The sequence below is a fragment of the Psychrobacter cryohalolentis K5 genome (genome assembly GCF_000013905.1).
GTDB lineage: Bacteria > Pseudomonadota > Gammaproteobacteria > Pseudomonadales > Moraxellaceae > Psychrobacter > Psychrobacter cryohalolentis.
Genome location: NC_007969.1, coordinates 1704384 through 1720183, shown reverse-complemented (window position 1 = coordinate 1720183; position 15800 = coordinate 1704384). Strand labels below are relative to the sequence as shown.

Below are 15800 nucleotides of genomic sequence, written 5' to 3'. Positions count from 1 at the left end.
GTTCGTATAGCGGGAGTCAGACAAACCATGATTGCTAATGATCAATAAGTTCAAACTTAATTATTCACAATACATAAGACATAACACCTAAATAAGAAGCTTATAAAAAAGCGCAAGGACAAAGGATATGCCAAACTCTCTAAATATCGCAAAAGAGCGGATCAGCCAGATAAGCGATATTGCCACCAGTTATGTACAAGCGGACAAATCATTATTTGACCACTTTATTCATAGCTACTATCAGCCATTACATCAAGAGACTGCAAAGGACATCAGTAATGCTGATTTGGCTGGGATGGCGCTGCATCATTTTACGCTATTAAAAGCCTATGATCGTAGCCATCCGCAGCTTGCCATATTAAACCCCATTGCAGAAGAGCAGCATTTTCACAGCTCACATACCGTTATCCAAATCGTTGCCTATGATCGACCATTTTTGGTCGACACGCTATTGATGAGTCTTGAAGAGCAAGGCATCGATGTGCATCGTACTTATCATATCATTGTCAATGTCGAACGCGATGAAAATGGCGCGATCACTAAAGTTGAAAGCGCTCAAGAAAGTGGCACCTCACACATGTCTTTGATTCATTGTGAAATCTCTTATCAAGACAATGATGAATTGGCGGCATTAAAACAGATGCTGCTGGCAAAAGTAGACACCCTTGATGTCGTCGTTGATGACTGGCAGCAGATACGTGCCAAGCTAACCGATATAAAAGCGGAACTTGCTACAAAAACACTGCCGGAAGTATTTTACTCTCAACAAGAGATTCAAGCATTTTTAGATTGGGTCTTGGACGATCACTTTATCTTTTTGGGATATCGAGAGTACCGCTTGGAAGACGGGCACAGAATCGAGGTTAATAGTGTTGGCAATACAGCCAACCAAGACGACCGTAGTGATTTGGATTTATTTTCTATTGGTAATAGTGGGCTTGGGCTATTACGTGGCGGTAGTGAAGATCAGCTTTCAAAAAGCTTTGACGAGCTGCCAAGCAATCTAAAAAGACTGCTAACAGCGCCGCAAGTATTGGTATTGTCAAAATCAAGCCGAGTATCGCCAGTACATCGCCCAGTTTATATGGATTTTTTGGGCATTCATAAGTTTGATGATAATGGAAAACTCATCGGTGAGCATCGTTTTATTGGTCTTTTTACAGCGCAAGCTTATCAACTAAGCGTGCAACAAATTCCATTATTACGCGAAAAATCCAATAAAATCATGGCGATGGCAAAACTACCACGTGATGGTCATGCGTATCATAAAATGATGCATATCATTAACACCTTGCCGCGCGATGACTTGTTTCAAGCCAGCATTGAAGATCTTTACCCGACAGTACTAGGAATTAGCCAACTACAGGACAAAAAAAGCCTGCGCTTATTTTGCCGTATCGATCATTACCAGCGTTTTGTTTCCTGCTTGGTCTATATTCCGCGTGATAAATTCAATACCGAACTTCGCATCAAGGTACAGAACGTCCTAAAAGAAGCTTATGGTGGTACATCTTCAGGCTTTACAACGGAGTTTAATGAATCTGAACATGCCCGCGTCCATGTGCATGTCCGTACAGTGCCAGGTCAAGTGCATGAGGTGGATACCGCTGCGCTCCAAGCCAAGCTGTCCTTTTTGATGCAGTCGTGGAGTGATAATTATCAAAAAATGCTGCTGGATAATGTCGGTGAGCAGCATGCCAATGCTCTGACGCGCAGATTTTTAAGTTATATCCCTGCCGCTTACCAAGAGCGATTCGATGCACGTACTGCCGTTGAAGATACCAAGCGTTTGGCTGGACTTAGCGATGAGCAGCCGATGATTTGGCACTTGTATCAATCGACAGGTGACGCAAGCAATCAGTTGCACTTAAAGCTATATGGTCGTCAAAAAGCAGTTATCTTATCTAAAGTCTTACCCGTACTAGAGAACTTCGGGGTATCAGTTATCTCAGCGCAGACCTATGAGTTTGATTTACCTGAGCAACCTATTTGGATGCAGGAGTATGAGCTGGTCTTAGAGCACGTTGATACCATTGATATGCAAGTGGTGCGTGCACAATTTGAGGACAGCTTAAAGCAAATTTGGGCAGGACAGGTGGAGAGTGATTCGCTTAACGAATTGGTATTGACCACCAAGTTAGATACTTATGATGTGGTGGTACTGCGCGCCTTGTCACGCTATATGATGCAAGCGAAAGCACCGTTCTCAAATGTCTATATTCAACAAACTATGGTCAAAAACAGTGACATCAGTGTCGCATTAGGCAGTTTATTTGATGCACGAATGAATCCTAACTATAGTGAAGAGGAACGTACCAGCAAAACCAGCCAGATTCGAGCACAGATTACCACCGCATTAGCAGGTGTCAGTAGCTTGGATGAAGATCGTATCTTCCGCTGGTACTTGGATTTAATTAACGCCATGGTCCGTACCAACTTTTATCAAAGAGAGGCGAATGGGCAGCGTAAAGATCGTTTGTCCTTTAAATTTTTGGCAGCAGATATTCCAAATTTGCCAAAACCTAAGCCGATGTTTGAGATATTTGTCTATTCACCACGCGTTGAAGCAGTGCATTTGCGCGGTGGTAAAGTCGCTCGCGGCGGGCTGCGCTGGTCTGATCGTATGGAAGATTTCCGTACTGAAGTACTTGGTCTGGTTAAAGCACAAATGGTCAAAAATGCCGTTATCGTACCGGTTGGCTCAAAAGGCGGTTTTATCGTTAAAACCAAAACGATGGCGGATGGTCGTGATGTATTCCAAGCTGAAGGTATTGCCTGCTATCAGACATTCCTTCGCGGTATGCTTGATGTGACCGACAATATCGTCGATGGTGCGATTGTCCCGCCAGCCAATACCGTACGTCATGATGAAGATGATCCGTATTTGGTGGTCGCTGCCGATAAAGGTACGGCAACCTTTTCTGATATCGCTAATGCTTTGTCTGCTGAATATAACTTTTGGCTAGATGATGCCTTTGCTTCTGGTGGCTCGGTTGGTTATGACCACAAAGCGATGGGCATTACCGCCCGCGGTGGTTGGGAGTCGGTCAAGCGCCACTTCCGTATGCGCGGCATGGACATTCAAAATCGCGATGATTTTACCGTCGTGGCGATTGGCGACATGAGTGGTGACGTCTTTGGTAACGGTATGCTCAGATCAACCCATACCAAACTGGTTGCTGCCTTTAACCATCTGCATATTTTTATTGACCCAAATCCAGATACAGCAGCGTCTTTTGCAGAACGCGAGCGCTTATTTAACTTACCTCGCTCGTCATGGGAAGATTATAACCAGTCTCTCATTAGCCAAGGCGGTGGTATCTTCTCACGTCAAGACAAGACCATTGCTATCAGCCCTGAAATGAAAGCGGTTTTTGATATCTCAGATGACAGCTTAGCACCAAATGACTTTATCAGCGCGTTGCTAAAATCGCCAGTAGATCTCATTTGGAATGGTGGTATCGGTACTTATGTGAAAAGTAGTGAGGAGAGTCATGCTGACGTAGGTGATCGTGCCAATGATGCCGTACGTGTCAACGGTGGCGAATTACGTGCGGCTATCGTCGGTGAAGGCGGTAACCTAGGCCTCACGCAACGAGGTCGTATCGAGTATGCCCAAACTGGTGGACGTATTTATACTGATGCTATCGATAACTCAGGCGGCGTCAACTGCTCAGATCATGAAGTCAATATCAAAATCTTACTTGGCAAAGTGGTTGAGCAAGGTGATATGACGTTGAAGCAGCGTAATGAGCTTCTTGAAAGCATGACCGAGACCATTAGCGAATTGGTGCTGCGTCAAAACTATCTGCAACCGCAAGCAATTGAGCTGAGTCAAATCCGGGCAGCTGCAAACTTAAGCGATCATCAGCGCTTTATTCAGATGTTAGAAGCAGAAGGGCGTCTAGATCGAGCGATTGAGTATTTGCCATCAGATGAAGAGATTGCTAAACGCCAAAAATCTGGCACAGGTCTAACCAATCCTGAGCTAGCCGTTGTGATGGCTTACGGAAAAATGTGGGTTTATGACAACTTACTGCTCTCAGATTTACCGGATGCGCCGTATTTCGTTAATGAATTACGCAAATATTTCCCCGATGAGCTGGCATCAAAATTCTTTGATGAGATGACTGAACACCGTTTACACCGTGAAATCATCAGTACGTATATGACCAATAGTGTGGTCAACCGTCTGGGTATCGAAGCATTATTCCGTCTGCATGAAGAAACAGGACAAACGCTTGCCACTATCGTGCGCGGCTATGCCATTGCGCGTGATGTGTTCCATGTCTCAAAAGCATGGGAGCTACTTGAAGCACTTGACAATCAAGTCGATGCCACTTTGCTGCTTGAGCTTGAACTGCGTCTGCGCGATGCACTCGAAAACGGAGTAGTCTGGTTTATCAATGCCTTTGGACAAGATTTGCAAGTGGCCGATATGATTAGCCGTTTTGAAGACAGTGTCGAAAAGCTAACCAAATCAGGCGGATTTATTGAGCAGCAATTTTCACAATACTTGCAAGCCGATACCACAAGCTTGATAGAAGATGGTCTTTCTATCAATGATGCATCGATGTTTGCAATGTTGCCATACCATGTTGATGCCCTTGATGCTGCCCTCTTAGCAGAGCAGTACGAACGTCCGGTTGATGAGATTGCCACTTTATACTTTGAGGCCTATCACGTTTTGCAGCTTGATTGGATGATTGATAATATTGCTATCTTGCCGCAGCAAGACCACTGGGATCGCCGTGCCCGTCATGCGCTTGCCAATGATGTATCGCGCAGCTTACGTATGCTGATGGAGACGTTATTGACTCAACCTGATGCCATTCAAGCCTTCAGTGATTGGAAATCGCGTCATGCTAGCCAGCTTGCCGGCGTTACTGCTGAGATGAACAAACTTGATAGCAATAATGATAGCCAAATCAGCCTCTCAACGTTATCCGTCTTGATGAGTGAGTTAAGTGGTTTAGTGACCAAATAGCGAATCAAGTAAGTAAATAGATAGTTTGATTATAAAAAACCACCGTTATTCGTTAACGGTGGTTTTTTTATGTTTTTATGCTAAATAGCCGTGCCAGTATCATTTAATAAATGCCTTTAAACGTACTTCTTTATCATATGTCGTCATCAATCCTGCTAACTTATCATACTTTATCACTCATAACGCGCCGACATCCTTGACCGCTGATTTGGCTAAAGCCGCCCGATATTTTTTCGACCTTTATTTGGGTCAAAATGCGATCTTTTAACGCCTGTACATGAGAGATAATACCAATCAATTTCCCTTCTTGTTGCAAGCCTGTCAAGGTATCTAGAGCAATATCTAACGACTCTTCATCAAGCGTGCCAAAACCTTCATCCAAAAATAGCGAATCCACACGGATGTTGTGACTGGCCATTTGAGATAGTCCAAGAGCGAGCGCGAGACTGATAATGAAGCCTTCACCACCAGATAAGTTTTTGGTGCTGCGAATATCGCCGCCTTGATAGTTATCAATCACATTAAGCTCAAGCGGATTGCTGTCATCATGAATCAGCAAATAGCGGTCACTCATTTTTTGTAGTTGGCTATTGGCATGGCTAATCATAACTTCAAAGGTTAAGCCTTGAGCAAAGGTACGATATTTCTTACCATCGGCTGAACCAATTAAAGTATGCAGCTGCTGCCAAACTTGTAACTTCTCTTTTTGCGTATTAATGGCGGTAAGCTGCGTTGCTCGTTGACCTTTTTGGTTCTCATTGTCTTTGAGCTTTTGAACAATAGCACCAATCTGTTGGCTGAGCTGATCAATCTCCATCTGAATATGCTGATGTTGGGCGGCAATCATTTCTTGGCTGACATTCGTCATAGCAAGAGATAGGTTCTGCTCTAATGATTGTTGGGTGCTATCTAACTGTGACTTTGCCTGCTGCAAGGCGCTGTCAATCGCAAGCTTACGAGTATGTAAAGCATCACGCTCTTCTTTAGGCAGGCGCGCACGGGTAAAAGCGTCTTCATCCACAAACTGCGCCGCTGTTAGATGCTCCATAAATACAGCTTGCTGCGTATTTAGCGCTGTCGTAGCAGACTGCAATTCTGCCAATAGCTGTCGTTGTCTGTTTTGCAATTGCTCTAATACTTGCTGCGTGCTGTCTAGCTGTCTTTGAGCATTTGCTTGTTTGGCTTTTGCCTCATCCACTGTGCGGCGCAGTAGAGTGTCTTCTGACTCTGGGTTTTTGTCTGAAAAAAGCTCTGTTCTTTTGCTCTTGAGCATCTCAAGATCTATCTTTTTGTCCGCTATTAAGTGTTCGAGATTCTTTAGTGCGCTTTCATCCGTGCAAAGCTGTGTTTGCTTAGTGTCAATTTGAGCGCTCACTGTACTTAATGTATTGGTTAGCTGTTGCTGGCTGTTTTTTCTCTCGTTAAAATATTTTTTTAGCTGACTTAGCATGCTGCGCTGTTGACGTAATCTGTCAATATGACGCTCATAGTTACTGCTATCTAGTACGGTTTTCTCATCAGTACTAGCATCCAATTGCTTAAGTGCGCTTTGAATGTCTGCTTTTTTAAAATCAATACTTAAGTATTCTGCATAGTTATCCGCCGGATACTTATCTGCCAAAGTTAGAATACTGCTAGTAAGAGAGGTTAATGCCAAAAAGTTGGTGGCTATTTTATCTTCAGTAGTGTCTATTTTCTGCGAGTGTAGCTTGATATCCGTCGTCAGGTGATTGATCTTGCTCATCAATACCTGATGCTGCTTTTCATCACTCTCTATAGCAATAGAGAGCTCTGATATGCTTTGTGTCAAGTCATCATGTTGAAACAATAAGTCTTTAAGAGACTGCTTTTGCTCGAGTAGCTTTTGTTTGACGCTGTTTAGTAAAGGTAATGTGCGTTCAACGTCATTATCAATCGCATTGATATCCTTACTCAGTTGATAAAGCGGATGAATAATCCCTGCAATCGCTTTGGAACAATTTTGATTGGCGTTAAAAAGTGAAAGTAGGCTATCTTGAATGTCGTTGCTCAACATCTCACACTGCTGCTGTAATGTTACTAACTGCTGCTGTTGATTGCTAATGGTCTCATTTTTAGTAGCATGGTCGATATGATGTTTAGATAACGCTTGTTCGAGATGCTCAATGAGTATATCAAGCTCAGCTATTTGCTGCTGGGTCTGCTGTGTTAGTGGCAATGCTTGTTTATTGTCAAGTTGGCTATCCAATAGCGGATGATGCTTACCATAAGGATGCTCATGCGCGCCGCAAAGCGGGCAGGGCGTACCGTCTTTAAGCTCCAAGATATAATCTTCAAGTCTTGCAATTTTTTGCAGTAAATGAAGGTGCGTCTGTTTGTCTTGTTTTTTAAGCTTAGTGCTCTGAATGTCGGTGCGATGAGTGGCAACTAAATCTTCTAAGACCATCAGCTCTTGCTTCAATACCGGTAGCGTGAGATTGATTTTATGGATTTGACTGATCAGCTGAGAACGCTGTGTAATCTTAAAGCTCACCTGCTCAATTTGTATGATGATTGGATCGATTTGTTCTTGCTCACCGCGCATACTAGCAAGCGGCTGCTTTTGAATGATCACTGCTTGCTGCTGTTGGAGATTTAGCAGTTGCTCGCGCCGCTGCGCTACCAATGAAAGATCAGTATCTTGCTGTTTAGACAATATCTCAAAATCCGCTTGTAGCTGGCGGGCATGGCTATGTTGACTCATCCTAGCGGCTGAAAGTTTAGCATTATCTTCTAGTAGCGCCCTTAATCGTTGACAGCTACTATCAAAGATTGTCATATCGGTATCAAGGTCACTCAGCTCTGGGTAGTTGTCAAAGTAATTGTCGATATTATTTAGCTGAGTTTTGGTGCTATCGGCGGTTTGCTGATGACTTTGGATGGCTTGGCTTAATATCTGTACATTGCCTGCCAATAATTCCTTTCGCTGACTATCTTCCCCTAAGGATTGAGACTGTTGCCTTATATTGCTGTCTAATTCGCGTACCTGTGCGATGAGAGGCAAATTTATTTGAAGGTTGTCTGATGCTTGCTTTTCTAGCGTATTGGCATTGTCTAAATGGCGAGCAGCTTGCGTCAGCGATTCTTGCTGGGCAGGGATTTGACTCATCAAACTCTGTTGCTCAATATCAAGCTTCTGGACCGTATCACGGCGATAGCTAAGCTCACGAAACTGGCTATCAATCTCTAATGCCTTGTTTGCAATACTTAAACGCTTAGCCTCTGGAATATAAGCTTGCTGCGCTTGCTGGGCGCTTGCAAACTCGCTCTGATAAATAGACAGGTTGCTTTGTAGCTGTTGTATGTTATTTAGCCATTGTAGCTGCTCACTTAATGTCTTAAAGGTTTGTCGCTGCGTACTCTGCTGCTGATTCAATACTTTTAGATCGGCTTCCAATAGGTTTTCGTTTTCAACACTTAGTAAAGACAAGCCATCAACGCCTGCCTGCAACTTACTGAGCACATCTTCTTCCAAGCGTTTTTTCTCATGAACATTGAGTGAGATTTTGGCATAGATAGCGGTACCAGTTATTTTCTCCAAAATCGCCGCTCTATCACCAATATCAGATTTTAAAAACGCGGCAAAACTACCTTGCGCAAGCATGATGGAGCGGGTAAATTGGCTAAAATCCATGCCAATAAGCGTTTGAATATAAGCTGAGGTTTTGGATTTTTTCTCTTCTAAAATCTTGCCAGACTTGACCTCGCTAATCTCGTGCTTAATCGGTAATAAGTTACCTTTGGCTTTTTTGTGGGCACGATGTTGGTACCATGAACACTGATATTGCTTGGCGTCAATCTCGATAATAACTTCAGCCGAGCACTCTCCTGTACCTTGGGTCATGATCTCATTGGTAGAGCCAGTAATATCACCGAGTCGTGGCGTTTGGCTGTAGAGCGCCAAGCAAATAGCATCTAAAATAGTGGTCTTGCCAGCGCCTGTTTGCCCGGTAATAGCAAAGATACCTTCGTTAAGAAAAGCGGCGTCACTAAAATCAATGTGCCATTCGCCTTTTAAGGAGTTGAGGTTTTTAAGTCTGAGTTCAATTAGGCGCATGGCAGGGTCTTATTTTTATAGATATCAATGATAATTTGCGGTTAATTGTATCAGGCTGATGAGTTTTAGCTATTATTCAGCTTGAGTATCTGCATGATGTAGGTCATAAACGATTTGCTCATAAGCCTCTCGCAAGGTTAATCTTTGCTCATCGGGGATGTTATGAGTGGCTAGACAACGCTCAAATACTTCATGTTCATTTAAGTCTTGTAGCGTCTCAGAGATTTGTTGCTGATTAAGTACTTTGTTATAAGTGCGCGTATTTTTTATTTTTAACACCTCACACGGCAAGCCTTCTACCATCGCTTGAATGCTTTCACGCAATTCGCTAATCACCTCATCACCAGTGTAGATAATCTCTAACCAGACCGATTCTGTATCAGACAGAGCTTCAATAACATTATCAACTTTTTGATTAATAGTCTCCAAATCACCTGATACTTGCGCCAAGTTTTGGAACTTTGGAATAGGCATTGAGATAACTTGCATCTGACGTGAAGTATCATGATGCAGTGGCGTGGCGGGTAAAGTGAAAGGAGTGCTTAGAATAACTTCTGTTTGTTCAGAGGGTTCTTCAATACTCGTTTCACTATGCTGATCACTTTCTAGAGACTCGACATCAGCAAATAGGTCATCCATAAAACTTGCCGCCTGATTGACTGCTTTTTTAACGGTTTTTTCTACGGTCTTATCAGTGTTAATAAGGGTGTTGTTCAGCTGATGAGGGCTGCTCTCAGAGGTATTTTCCAGTGTTAGCTCTTTGTTTTTTAGCACCGTGCCAAACTGTATGAGCAATACTTGCTTTTGCTGGCGCGCCTCACCAAAGCCCATTGCAATGGGTGATCCTGAATATCGAATGGTTTCACGCCCACCGACGCGCTGCGGCACATGTAAATGCCCAAGCGCCACGTAATCAAAGCTTTCACTGAACATATCAGCGGAGACTTTACCAAGTGAACCAACATATAGCTCACGAACACCATCATCATCAGTAGTGGTGCCGCCGGCAGCGAACAGATGCCCTGTGGCAATAATAGGGATATGGCGCTTATGCGATTTTAATAATTCAGCTTGTTTGGCGTTGGCAATCTCTGCGACTTCATCATAGTGCGCGCAGATACCAGCGATGACATTGGCGTCTTTGCTTTTAGCTGACTCGCCAGCACTACTGTTACGCACGTCGCGGTCACGCAGATAAGGGACAGCGGCAATAATGCAATGCGGTGTGCCATCTACATCATCTAACACCATCACTTCGTCATTTAAGTCATCACAAGCGGTACCAACGACATGGACATTTAAAAACTTAAGGACATTGCTTGGGGCATCTAGAAATGTCGGTGAATCATGGTTGCCAGCGACGATGACGATATGTTGACAGCATGACTTTGAAACCTTGCCTAAAAACTCGTAATACAGCGCTTGGGCTTTATTGCTTGGCGTCATGGTATCAAAGATATCACCAGCGACAATAAGTACATCCACTTGCTGCGCACTAATGGTGTCTTGTAGCCAGCTTAAAAATGCAGAAAATTCATCGTAGCGCAGACGTCCATAAAGCCTGCGTCCCAAATGCCAGTCAGAGGTGTGCAGGATAGTCAGAGGCGTAACAGCAGATACAGGCATAATGAGGCTTAGTGGTGAATAAAAAGACAGCCATTATTCTAGCAAGGATTAGAGAAGTTTGCTCTGTTGCAATCAGAAAAAAGCCCTACCACTAGATTGGCAGGGCTTTAAATAAAAAGGGGCTTTTAGGGCGCTTTCTAATCAATCACTAACTGCTCAAGACCACCATCTTCTGTTGCCAAATTAGCAATCATAGATAGCGCATGCGCTTGCTGGTTAGGATTTGGTTTTGGTGTCGTAGCAGTACCGCCTCGTAACCAGTTATTATCGTTTTCTGAGGTCTTTTTATTATTATACCAAGCCAAATCATGATGTAAGCTTACGACATCACCCATGATGAGTAGAGCAGGCGTAGGTAGTTGATGTTGTGCTTGTAATTCAACGATGCTAGCAAGTGTACCCGTTAATACTTGCTGATTGGGCATACTGGCGTTAGAGACGATGGCAATCGGGGTCTTTGCACTACGTCCGGCATCAATCAAACCTTGAGTCAAGCGCGGTAGCGAATGCAGACCCATATAGAATACGACTGTTTCATCAGTATTCAAAAAACTTTTGAAGTTATTATTAGGCGCGCCTGCCTTTAAAAACCCTGTCACAAAACGTACTGACTGCGAATGGTCACGATGGGTTAGCGGAATACCAGCATAGCTAGCAGCGGCATTGGCAGCGGTAATGCCCGGCACTACTTGATAAGGGACATTGTGAGAGCGCAGGCTTTCAATCTCTTCACCGCCACGCCCAAAGATAAACGGGTCACCGCCTTTTAGACGCACCACACGCCGACCTTCTTTTGCGCTATTAACCAACAGCTCATTGATGCCCAATTGTGCAACGGCATGATTACTGCGTTTTTTGCCGACAAATACTTTATCGGCATCGCGACGGCATAAATCCAATACTTGCGGTGATACCAGCGCATCATAATAGACAATATCCGCTTGCTGCATCAAGCGTAATGCTTTAAAGGTTAATAATTCTGGGTCACCGGGACCGGCACCAACGATATAAACTTCGCCCATCGTATTTTGGGCTTCTGTTGATTCATCTGTAGCATTTTTTGCAGTGATATTTGCCGCTGTGTTATCTAAATCAGCTTGCAATTGGGCAATGGCTTCGTTTTCATTACCGGAAAACATCAATTGACTGACTTTACCTTCAAATACTTGCTCCCAAAATTGCCGACGCCCAGTCAATGTTGGAATTTTGGCTTTAACGTCACCTCGAAACTCGCCAGCAAGCTTGGCTAATTTACCATAACCTTGCGGAATCAAGGTCTCAAGGCGTGCCCGCAGTAAACGTGCCAGCACCGGCGCTTTACCGTTGGACGAGATACCAATCACGATGGGATTGCGATCGACAATGGCAGGGAAGATAAAATCGCATAAATGTGGCGTATCGACGACGTTGACAGGGATATTTAATGCAGTCGCATCGGAATGTATTTGATGGTTGAGCGTCTCATCGTCAGTGGCGGCGATAATAACGCGCGAGTCTGTCATATAGGTTTTATTATAATTCTCATAAATCAGCGCGTGCTTACTATCACTGAGCAATGCTTGTATCTCATGGCTAATGCTTGGCGCAAGGACAGTGATACACGCACCAGCACGGCTCAGCAAATCAGCTTTGCGTAATGCCACATCACCGCCGCCAACAATCAGTACTTTACGATCTTCTAATTTAAAAAATAGGGGAAAGGTATTCATAGTATGACCAGTCATTCAATTGAATATATACTGCTATTATGAGTTATCAGTTGCGCAGGCTCACGTAATGTATTGGCATTAGTATATTCGTTTTTAAGATATTAAAAGTAGTTTTTGTTGAGAAAGGGAATAGCAGTATAAAATTATGATACTAAAAAAATCCCGCTTAACTCGGTATAAACCGGTTAAGCGGGATTTTTATGCATTGTATTTATTAAATCACAATTCTGTATTTAGCAATTACAACTGCGTATGCAAGCCACATTCGCGGTGCTCTTCTACTTTAGTCGGATCGAAGTAATCGAACTCATTCGGTAGGTTATGTTCTTCAAGATAAACATCCAAATCGCTATCTGTCTTATCAAATAACGGTGCGACTTTTAACACGCCGTCTTTAGACAAGCTCAGGACATCAAGACCTTGACGGAATTCGGTTTGATCTTTACGAATAGCATTGAACCAAACATCAGGCTTTAGCTCATCTAAAGCGCGGCGGAATGGCTCAAGCTTCACTTGATCGGTGAACTCATCATGTAGTGGGTTATCAATACCAGGGATGCCTTCCATCGTCACGTCACGATGGGCAGCAGTTTGCTTAGGAATATAGGTGATCACGTTTAAATTTAAATCACGAATGACTTTATTGGCAAACTGGTAAGTGGCGTCAGTATTATAGCCAGAATCTACCCACAATACGGTGATGTTAGGGCGCAGCGATGCGACCAAATGCAAAATCGCTGACTCGTAAGGACGGAAGTTAGTGGTAATGATTGGGTTTTTCGCTTGGCTTAATGCCCATTCTACGATTTGTTCTGGTGTTTGACCTTGCAAGTCTTGGTTGGCTTGATCGATATCTAGATTTGGGTGTAATTGGCTCATGGTAGATTCCTTGATGAAAGTTCATGTAAAAATGATTTGAGTGAAAAGTAACTAATATAAGTGCTTATGATTTATTCTAAAACTAAGTGCCTGCAAACATCGGTAATGCGCTAGCATCGCGTCCATCGTAGCTGCTGGCAAGCGCATTAAATGCTTGACTGATATCAGAGATAGATTTCATATCATGCTCACTGAGCACAAAGCTATCTGCGCCCGCGCGTAAAAGGTAAGCAATTTGGTCACGGCCAAACTTGCCAGCCATACGAATCTCGCCCTGATAGCCTATTTGACGCAGGGTTTGCGCATAACTAAAACCGCGTCCGTCGGTAAAGGCCGGTACATGAATAACAATCAAATCTTGTTGTAATAAAAAATCTGACAAACCAACCAATATATCGGTGTCATTATCTGACGTAACCCAAACGCCAACACGGCTGGCATGTTCAGTCAATAGCTCGTTCAGCTGCTGTAATAGCCCGCCAGCAAGCTTGCCTTCAGCATTCAATAAATCCGTGAGCGGCAATACGATATCGAATTTTTCTTGTTTATGTAATAGCTCAAGCAGCGATATATGGCTAAGAGCAATGCCATCTGGTAGCTCATCGGTATTAAGCGCCAACCACGTATCACTTTGACCGATATCAATACCTTTGCTGTTTAACACATGATGATTACCCATAGACCTTCTCCTTAAAAGGTGCCACGCCAACGCGATTGACCAAGTCACTAAAAGCTTCTACGTCGTTCTCATTGCTCACGCGCTGCTCTAAATAGACGTCCAGTATTTTTTGTAGGGTAATCGCCACATCTTCGGCTGGTACTGCTTTACCCAATATTTTACCGACCTTGGCATCGTTGCTAGAGTTGCCGCCAAGGCTGATTTGATACCAATGCTCACCCTTTTTATCAACACCCAATATACCGATATCACCTGTATGGTGATGCGCACAGGCATTCATGCAGCCAGACATATTTAGGCGAATTTCACCCAAGTCATAAAGGTAATCGAGATCATCAAATTGCTTCTCGATTTGCTCAGCGATGTTGTGAGTCGTAGCATTGGCGAGTGAGCAATAGTCCCAACCTGGGCAAACAATCATATCGGTTAGTGTGTTTATGTTGGCACGCGCTAAATGCAGTTCAGACAGCTGTTGCCATAGCTCATATAGCTGATTGGTTTGCACATCAGAGAATACGAGATTTTGCTGATAAGTACCGCGCAATTCACCAAAGCTATATTTGTCTGACAGATCCGCGAGAGCATCCATTTGTGATTCGCTGACATCACCAGATGGTACGTAGGTTCCATCGACCAAGCCTGCTTTTAGAGAAATTACGACGGCGCGATAGCCTGCTATTTTATGCGCGACTGTATTTTGGTTATACCAATCGGCAAAATCTTTATTCGCATTGAGTTGCTGTTGCAAGTCAGACTGTACTTGTAAGGCATCAAAGCCAACATAATCAGGCTCACTAAAGAAGCCAATAGCAGTGTCAAAATTGGCATCGGTCAAAGTCAGTGGACCGTCTTTGGTATGGGCTTCCCACTCAGCATCGACCAATTTCGCAAAGGCAGGACCGCCCATGCTCTCGACCAATATTTTGATACGCGCTTTGTATTTATTATCGCGGCGACCATGCAGGTTATAAACGCGCAAAATAGCGTCTAGATAGCTAAGCAGATGCTGACGTGGCAAGAATTCGTTAATTACTTTACCAATCACTGGTGTACGGCCAAGACCGCCACCTACCAATACTTCAAAACCAATCTCGCCTGTGTCATTGGTTTTTACATGTAATCCAACATCATGTACTTGCGTCGCCGCGCGATCATTGGCAGTACCAACGACAGCAATCTTAAATTTACGCGGTAAAAAAGCAAATTCAGGATGAAAGGTAGACCACTGACGGATAATTTCGCAATAAGGGCGTGGATCCGCAATCTCTTCTTGATGAATACCGGCATAAGGATCGGTAGTCGTGTTACGAATACAGTTGCCTGAGGTTTGAATGGCATGCATCTGTACCGATGCTAGCTCCGCCAAAATATCTGGCACTTCTTCTAGCTTTGGCCAGTTTAGCTGGATATTGGTACGGGTCGTGAAGTGTCCGTAACCTTTATCGTACTTACGGGTAATCTCCGCCAGTTTACGCAGTTGATAGCTGGCTAGTAGGCCGTAAGGAATAGCAATACGTAACATCGGCGCATAACGCTGAATATAAAGACCATTCTGCAAACGCAGTGGCAAAAACTGTTCTTCTGGCAGCTCACCCGCCAAAAACCGTTCGGTTTGGTCGCGAAACTGGGCGACTCGTTCTTCTACCAAGGTTTGGTCAGCGTAGTTATATTGATACATGACGTAATCTCAATTTTGTTTTTAGTCTTAAAAGCAGCGACGAAAATGATTTGCGTGTGTAATATATTTTGTTGTCGATCGTAATGTGTACCGTTCAGCTTTACATCATATAAGCTTGTACTTCAAAACATAAATTCCTTTCAGTCATATACATATCCAAACACAGC

General features: G+C 43.7%; 7 protein-coding genes. 1 reads left to right on the top strand and 6 read right to left on the bottom strand.

The genetic code is table 11. The annotated features are described in order from the left end of the window. The first annotated feature begins 127 nt into the window (after window positions 1-127). Window positions 128-4987 carry an NAD-glutamate dehydrogenase gene (locus tag PCRYO_RS07150; RefSeq protein ID WP_011513731.1) on the top strand — a complete coding sequence of 1620 codons (4860 nt, stop codon included), beginning with the start codon at window positions 128-130 and terminating at the stop codon, window positions 4985-4987. A 163-nt stretch (window positions 4988-5150) separates the two neighbouring features. Here the strand turns inward: PCRYO_RS07150 and PCRYO_RS07145 are convergent, their stop codons facing one another. The 6 genes from PCRYO_RS07145 to PCRYO_RS07120 all read right to left on the bottom strand — a co-directional run bounded on the left by PCRYO_RS07145 (window position 5151) and on the right by PCRYO_RS07120 (window position 15633). Next, entirely contained in the window at window positions 5151-9062 is a 3912-nt protein-coding gene (locus PCRYO_RS07145) for an AAA family ATPase (protein WP_011513730.1), read from the bottom strand. 72 nt (window positions 9063-9134) lie between these two features. Further along, complete coding sequence (locus PCRYO_RS07140; RefSeq protein ID WP_011513729.1) at window positions 9135-10688, bottom strand: exonuclease SbcCD subunit D C-terminal domain-containing protein; 1554 nt, start codon at window positions 10686-10688, stop codon at window positions 9135-9137. A gap of 137 nt (window positions 10689-10825) precedes the next feature. Then, window positions 10826-12397: a siroheme synthase CysG gene (gene cysG, locus PCRYO_RS07135; protein WP_041753116.1), complete on the bottom strand. Its 1572-nt coding sequence runs from the start codon at window positions 12395-12397 to the stop codon at window positions 10826-10828. A 240-nt stretch (window positions 12398-12637) separates the two neighbouring features. After that, window positions 12638-13276 (bottom strand): phosphoadenosine phosphosulfate reductase family protein, encoded by a 639-nt coding sequence (locus PCRYO_RS07130; RefSeq protein ID WP_011513727.1) that lies wholly within the window; start codon window positions 13274-13276, stop codon window positions 12638-12640. Between the two features lie 82 nt (window positions 13277-13358). Then, on the bottom strand, window positions 13359-13955 hold the full coding sequence (locus PCRYO_RS07125; protein ID WP_011513726.1) for a DUF934 domain-containing protein: 597 nt from the start codon (window positions 13953-13955) through the stop codon (window positions 13359-13361). After that, window positions 13948-15633 carry a nitrite/sulfite reductase gene (locus tag PCRYO_RS07120; protein ID WP_011513725.1) on the bottom strand — a complete coding sequence of 562 codons (1686 nt, stop codon included), beginning with the start codon at window positions 15631-15633 and terminating at the stop codon, window positions 13948-13950. Before PCRYO_RS07120 ends, PCRYO_RS07125 begins: the two co-directional genes overlap by 8 nt. Window positions 15634-15800: the final 167 nt, after the last annotated feature.